4 protein-coding genes are annotated in these 6,876 nt (G+C 68.1%); 1 reads left to right on the top strand and 3 read right to left on the bottom strand.

The genetic code is table 11. The features are described from left to right. Positions 1-587: 587 nt before the first annotated feature. Together AC5L36_RS44620 and AC5L36_RS44615 are read right to left on the bottom strand one after the other, a co-directional pair. Entirely contained in the window at positions 588-1,316 is a 729-nt protein-coding gene (locus AC5L36_RS44620; protein WP_441225114.1) for an anti-sigma factor family protein, read from the bottom strand. Continuing rightward, the gene (locus tag AC5L36_RS44615; RefSeq protein ID WP_441225116.1) at positions 1,313-1,807 is read right to left on the bottom strand and encodes a sigma-70 family RNA polymerase sigma factor; all 495 of its coding nucleotides are present in this window, start codon (positions 1,805-1,807) and stop codon (positions 1,313-1,315) included. Before AC5L36_RS44615 ends, AC5L36_RS44620 begins: the two co-directional genes overlap by 4 nt. A gap of 233 nt (positions 1,808-2,040) precedes the next feature. Here AC5L36_RS44615 and AC5L36_RS44610 point away from each other — a divergent pair, with 233 nt between their 5' ends. Then, a complete protein-coding gene (locus AC5L36_RS44610) occupies positions 2,041-4,155 on the top strand; it encodes a PhoX family protein (protein ID WP_441225112.1) in 2,115 nt (704 codons plus the stop codon). A 1,629-nt stretch (positions 4,156-5,784) separates the two neighbouring features. Here the strand turns inward: AC5L36_RS44610 and AC5L36_RS44605 are convergent. Next, positions 5,785-6,567, bottom strand: a complete 783-nt coding sequence (locus tag AC5L36_RS44605; RefSeq protein ID WP_441225110.1) for an IclR family transcriptional regulator — start codon at positions 6,565-6,567, stop codon at positions 5,785-5,787. Positions 6,568-6,876 lie beyond the last annotated feature (309 nt).

Below are 6,876 nucleotides of genomic sequence, written 5' to 3'. Positions count from 1 at the left end.
AAGACCCGAAGTCAGTCCGTCGTAGGGTCAGACCCCCGACGGGAGGTGCTCACAAACATCATCTCTGTCCGTCGTGGTCGCTCTCCGTTGCTCCCGCGGCCTCACCCATCCGCTGTTGGTCGCGGTTACCCCATTAGCACTCCGACCATCAGGATGGTTGAAGTGCCCGACGTTTTGTCCACATTGTCGCTGGCCAGGTCGGCAGCAAGGGCCTTTCGTGGCGCTGAGTAACCGTAGAGGTGGCCGTGAGCAGACCAGCGCCGGCATACGGCACGGCGAACACCGCGACCACCCACCAAGAAGGGTGAACAAGCCGGGGACGGCCCGGCCGGAGCCCGAGACCCCGCAGGAGGCGCCGCACTAACCGCAACCACAAGCGAAGCCGAAACCGCAGAGCAAGGAACAACCGGCTCGAACTTCGAAATCGAAGATGCTGCCGCAGGCCGTAGCGCTGCGTTATTTCCATGCGAGCGGCAGCCACGCGCCTCAGCCGGTCTGGGTTGGTTGTGAAGCGCGGAGGGTGAGGCCGCGGGAGCAGCGGTCCGGACCACCGCGGACATCGCGGTAGCTCAGATCTTCGAAATGGGTTATGGGACCTTGTACTCCAGAAGTGGAGTGCCGTCCTTTTTGGTGAGTGTGATCCGGGTGAGCTCGCCCGGCGAAAAGCTCGTCATCCCGGTAAAGCCGACGTCGGCGCCGGGAGAGACCGCCCACGAGCCGATCGCTTCCTTTTCGCCCTCGGAGTCCCACGCGTACAGCCGGTAGGTGTAGGTCTTGCTCTCGCCGCTGTGCATCGGGTAGGCGCAGTGCATCGTGATCTCGGTGCCGAACTTCGTGGCGGTGAGGCCGATCTCGGCGGTGACCGGGATGTCGCCGACGACGGACTTCATCGCGAACATTCGCGGCTTGACCGGCCCGGGCGACGCGGTGCCCTCCGCCACGGGCGGCGCCTGGGTGCCGGCCGAGCTGCCGTCGCGCAGGATGCCCGCTCCGAAGCCGGCGAACAGGGCGAGGCAGGCGGCGGTGAGCACCGAGCCGGCGGTACGCCAGCGCCGGGTGGCTCGCTCCTTGCGGCGCGCGTGCGCGACGGCGTCGAGCAGCTCGGGCATGCGCGACTCGGAGGAGGGTGCCGAGGCGATCTGCTCCAGGCCGGCCGGGTCGAGCCTCCCCAGGAGACCCGGCAGCACAGCGACCTCACCGACCGCCTCGCGGCAGATCGGACAGTCGGCCAGGTGGCGTTCGTAGCCGGCGCGCTCGCTCGGAGACAAGGCACCGAGCACGTAGGCACCGCTGTCGTACGCGTAGTCGCACCTCATCTCGTCACCCCCATCTCCTCGAGTACCAGGCGCAGCGAACGCAGCGCGTAGTGCGTACGGGATTTCACCGTGCCCGGCGGTACGCCGAGCCGGGTCGACGCTTCGGCGACCGAGCGCCCCTCGTAAAAGCACTCCACGAGCACCTCGCGGTGCGACGCGGAGAGCCGCCCGAGAGCCTCGGCCACGGTCCACGCCTCGACCGCCCGGTCTGCCTCGTCTACCGCGGGCGGCGGCTCGGGCAGCTCGTCCGTGACGATCTCCCCGACCCGGGCGGAGCGCCGCCGCCACGCGTCGATTGCCAGGTTGCGCGCGGTGGTGAACAACCATGCCCGCACCGAGCCGCGTTGCGGATCCAGTGCTTCGGGATGCCGCCACGCGCGCAGCAGCGTCTCCTGCACCAAGTCCTCGGCTCGTTGCCGGTCGCCCCCGGCCAGCCGGAGCGCGTGAGCGAAAAGTGCGTCGCCATGCTCGTCCTGCAAGGCACGCATCAACTGGGCATCCTGGTCGGTCAAGCCACCCCGGCCTCCTCTCGATCTGTCTTACGCAGGGATCGGCCGGACGGTTCACTTCTGGCCGCTCGTGGCGGTGTTCACCTTCCGTTAATGTCGGGGCTGAGCAGCGCTCATGACCTGCTCTTAGCGTCCGGCACGCGTGTTCTCGACCGCGGCCAGAGGTCGGCGCGGCCCTCCCGAGCACGCACCAACCAGCGAGGAGGCTCTTCTACATGAGCGAGCAACCGCGATTGCTTCCGATTCTTGGCCAGAACCACTCCGGACGCAGCGCGATGACCTGCATGTACCGCTGCGGAAACGCGTGTGACCACCCGGTGCCGAACGAGTCGGACAACCCGTACTTCGGCGACGTCGTCCAGACCGAGGTGTCCCGCCGGGGCGTCGTGCGGGCGGGCGCCGTCGGCGCTCTCGTGCTCGGCTTCGCGGGTGCCGGCGCGGCCTCCGCGGCACCGGCGCTGGCCGCGCCGGCCGGCGGCGGCGAGGACGCGCTCACCGCGTACCACGGTGGTGGGGGTGAAGCTCCGGCCGCCGCGCTCACGTTCAGCACCATCCCGCCGAACAAGCTCGACAACTTCGTCGTGCCCAACGGGTACGACCACTCGGTGGTCATCCGCTGGGGCGACCCGGTGGAGCCGGACGCGCCGGCGTTCCGGCTGGACCGCCAGTCGGCGTACAGCCAGTCGAAGCAGTTCGGCTACAACAACGACTTCCTCGCGGTGCTCCCGCTCGACAAGCACGGCGAGCGTGCCCTGCTGGTGGCCAACCACGAGTACACCAACGAAAACCTGATGTTCGCCGGCTTCACCACGCTCGACGCGCTCTCGGTGGAGCAGATCAGGGTAGCCATCGCCGCGCACGGCCTGTCGGTCGTGGAGCTCGAGCGGGTCGGCCGCACCGGCGAGTGGAAGCTCGTCACCCGCGGGGCCCGCAAGTACAACCGGCGGATCACCGCGCTGGCGACCCGGTTCGATCTCACCGGTCCGGCGGCCGGCTCGGCGTACCTGAAGACCGCTGCCGACCCGCGCGGCAAGACCGTCATCGGCACGCTGAACAACTGTGCCGGCGGCGTCACCCCGTGGGGCACGATTCTGAGCGGGGAGGAAAACTTCAACCAGTACTTCGTCGGCGGCGACGCCGTGCCCGAGGCCGACAAGCCCAAGCTGGCCCGCTACGGCATCAGCACCACCGCCCGCTACCCCAGCGACAGCCGCAAGTGGGACCGCGCCGACGAGCGCTTCGACCTCGCCAAGCACCCCCACGAGGCCAACCGGTTCGGCTGGATCGTGGAGCTCGACCCGTTCGACCCGGACGCGCGGCCGCGCAAGCACACCGCGATGGGCCGGTTCAAGCACGAGGGCGCCAACGTGATCGTGGCCAAGAGCGGCTACGTCGCGGCGTACATGGGCGACGACGAGCGGTTCGACTACCTGTACAAGTTCGTGACCGACAAGAAGATGGCCAAGGGCAACTCCTGGCAGGCGCGCAAGCACAACCTGACGCTGCTGGAGTCCGGCACGCTGTACGTGGCGAAGCTCGACTACACCAGCGCCAGCGAGATCGACGGCTCGGGCAAGCTGCCCTCTGACGGCGCGTTCAACGGCACCGGCAAGTGGATCCCGCTGGTGCGCGGCGACAAGTCGTACGTGTCCGGCATGACGGCCGCCGAGGTGCTCACGTTCACCCGGCTCGCCGGCGACGCGGTCGGCGCCACCAAGATGGACCGCCCCGAGGACGTCGAGCCCAACCCGGTCAACGGCAAGATCTACGTGGCGCTGACCAACAACAGCAACCGCGGCACCGGCACCAACCCCAAGGCGGACGAGGCCAACCCGCGCACGGCCAACCGGCACGGGCACATCCTCGAGCTGACCGAGGACGGCGGCGAGCACACGAGCGAGACGTTCACCTGGTCGGTGCCGATCGTCTGCGGCGACCCCGCCGACCCGGCCACCTACTTCGCCGGGTACGACAAGACCAAGGTCTCGCCGATCTCCTGCCCGGACAACGTGGCCTTCGACGGCGCAGGCAACCTGTGGATCTCCACGGACGGCAACGCCCTGGGCACCAACGACGGCCTCTTCGCCACCCCGGTCGAGGGCCCGGAGCGCGGCCACCTCAAGCAGTTCCTCACGGTGCCGATCGGCGCCGAGACCTGCGGCCCGGTCATCACGACAGACCACAAGTCGGTCTTCGTCGCGGTGCAGCACCCCGGCGAGCTCACCGGCGCCTCGATCGAGAAGCCGGCCTCCACGTGGCCTGACGGCGACTACGCCAAGCCGGGCGTGGTCGTCACCTGGCGGCACGACGGCAAGGCCGTCGGCAGCTAGGGCCTCGTTTTGTCGGGGCGCCTCCGTGTGTCGGCGGGGGCGCCCCTTCAATCTTGACCAAATTCCGATTGGGCTACCGCGATGTCGCGTCGTGGTCCATGCCGTTGCTCCCGCGGCCTCACCCGTCCGCTGTTGGTCGCGCTTACCCCTTTGCGGACTCCGACCGCGGGGGGCGGCGGTGTCTGTCCACAATGTCGCTTGCTCAGCCGCCCTCGTCGCCCCTCGTAACCGCAGCGACGGCGCGAGTGGTGCGAGATTCGAGATCTTGGCGACTCAGGGCGCCTCGCCTTTCGGATTGTTCCTTGCTCTGCGGTTTCGGCTTCGCTTGTGGTGCGGTTAGTGCGCCTCCGGCGGGGTCTCGGGCTCCGGCCGGGCCGTCCCCGGCTTGTTCACCCTTCTTGGTGGGTGGTTGCGGTGGGAGCCGTGCCGTATGCCGTCGTCCAGGCAAAGCCGAGCAGACCAGCGCCGAGGCCGGGGCCGCCTTTTGTCTGATCGTCACCGTTCGGGGGTCGTGGCGGCCCCGGCGCTGGTCTGCTCCCCGGGCGGGTGGACGACGGCATACGGCACGGCTCGGGCTTCGCCCGCTGCTGCGGCAAGGGGCGGGCCGGCCGCAGAAGGGGGTCATGACCGTTTCAGCCGACTACTTGCAGGCAGATCTTTCCAGGTCCGTGTCAGCGATAGACCGTATTGCGCCCCGCTCGCAAGGTCCGCTCCGGCCCATCGGGCTATCGGTTACATGGCGTCACCGGCCGGGATCGGGGGCTTTGAGATCTAGGACAGTTAGGGTTGATATGGCGCCCTAATTCTCCAAGATCTCGAATCTTGTGACGCGTGCACGGCGACGGCGGTTACTTGAAGCGACGAAACCCCTTGTTGTTGCGAGATCGCCGATCCGAGACCAGACATTGTGGACAGGGGCGACTACGGCCCAGCGGCGGATGGGTGAGGGCCGCGGCTGCGGCGGTCCGGACCACGACGGATATCGCGGTGGCTAGTGAGATGTCGAGCAGGTAGAGGCCGTAGCCCGCATCTCCCACGTGACGGGACCATCGGGCCAGGATCTGGAAGGCGCCGTGATCGTTAGCCCAAAACCCGTGTGACACGCCGACACGAACGCGGGTTTCGGGCTAACGATCACCGAAGCGCCGTGGATACCAGGCTTACGAAGCCTTGCTTCGCCGGGCCACAAGCCGGCAAACCGCGAACGTGAGGGGCGCCATTTTTCGGCCCTTGCGTCTCCTTGATCCGGAAGTCTTACGCCGCGTCACCTCCGTGCGGGCGGCCACCAAGCGTTCACGCCGGCATAGGTCACGTCCGTCCCCTGCCGGCCAAGATCCCGACAAAATCCTTGCTTTTGTTGCCTCAGAACGCGCGCGAGGCAACAAATGCAGGGATTTTGCTGGCAACACAGCCTTCTCGGCGGGGATCGGGGCGCGCGGTCGGCGAGCTGGGCGAGGCAGTGCGCCCCCGGTGGGGGCGCGGTTGCCCCGGGCGCGCGGCGGCTACTTCGTCGCCCTCCGCCGGGGTTGACGAGCTGGCCGGGACCAGCAGCGGACGGGTGAGGCCGCGGGAGCAACGGCATGGACCACGACGCACATCGCGGTAGCCCGGATCTGCTTCTCAACAGATCTAGGCGTCGGCGGCCATCGCCTCGGACAGCTCCTTGGCGACGGAGGCCAGGCGGTTGCGCACGACGCGGGCCGTGGTCATCAGCTCGGCCGCGGGCATCGCGCACGCCAGCACCACCCGGCGCTCCATGTCCTTGTCGGAGCTGACGAGCACGGCCGCGCAGCCGACGCCCTGCCGGTACTGCCCCATCTCCAGCTGCATGCCGCGCCGGTCGCCGGCGGCCAGGTCGGCCTCGAACGCCTCCGGCGTGGTGAGCGTCTGAGCGGTGAAAGACCGCATGCCCCACTCCTTGAGGTACCGGAAGCGCTGATCGGGCGTCAGCGTGGACAAGAGGGCCTTTCCCAATGCCGTGGCATGGGCGCCGTCGTCGAAGCCGGGGACCAGATCCTCCAGATACGGCGAGCGGGGGCCCTCCGCCGAGGCGGTGATGGCCACCCGGCCACCCACGAAACGGCCCACGTAGTGGCTGTAGCCGGTCTCCATCGCGGCCCGGCGCAGCGACTCGCCCACGGTCGCCGGCCCGCGGAACGCGGCGACCAGCTCCCGGTAGCGGTCGGCCACTTCGAGTCCGACGATGTAGGTGCCGTCTTCGCGCCGGATCACGTAGCCCTCGTAGGCAAGGGTGCGCACCAGGTGGTACGTGGTGGCGACCGTCAGCTCGCAGCGACGAGCGATCTGCTTGACCGTCAGGCCCCGCGGTGCCCTGCCGACCGCCTCCAGGACACGCAGCGCACGCGAGACGCTACGGATCAGATCCGAAGGTTCCGCCAAGGGGTCGCGCACAACCACCTCCGCCGGCCGGGGACTTACACCATATGAAAAACCGCCCGAGAGCGAAATGCCCGTTCGGATCGAAGGCACCGGATGTACGGCGACCGTCGGTGGGCGGGGCGCCACGTTGCGTTGGTTTACCCCGTTTTTCAGCGGCTTATGTCCACATTCGATCTTCATGTTCTGGAGATGGAATTTTCTTCGCGTCCACGTTCGACATCTGCTCGTTCGGGCGCATGTCATTTTTCGCGCCACGAGCGGCCAAGCCGTCGAGCACGCAACGAGATGCGTCGTTGCGCGGTCAGAACATAGTGATGTACG

This window comes from Phytohabitans sp. LZ39, from assembly GCF_059359075.1.
This window is presented reverse-complemented; position numbering and strand designations above follow the sequence as displayed.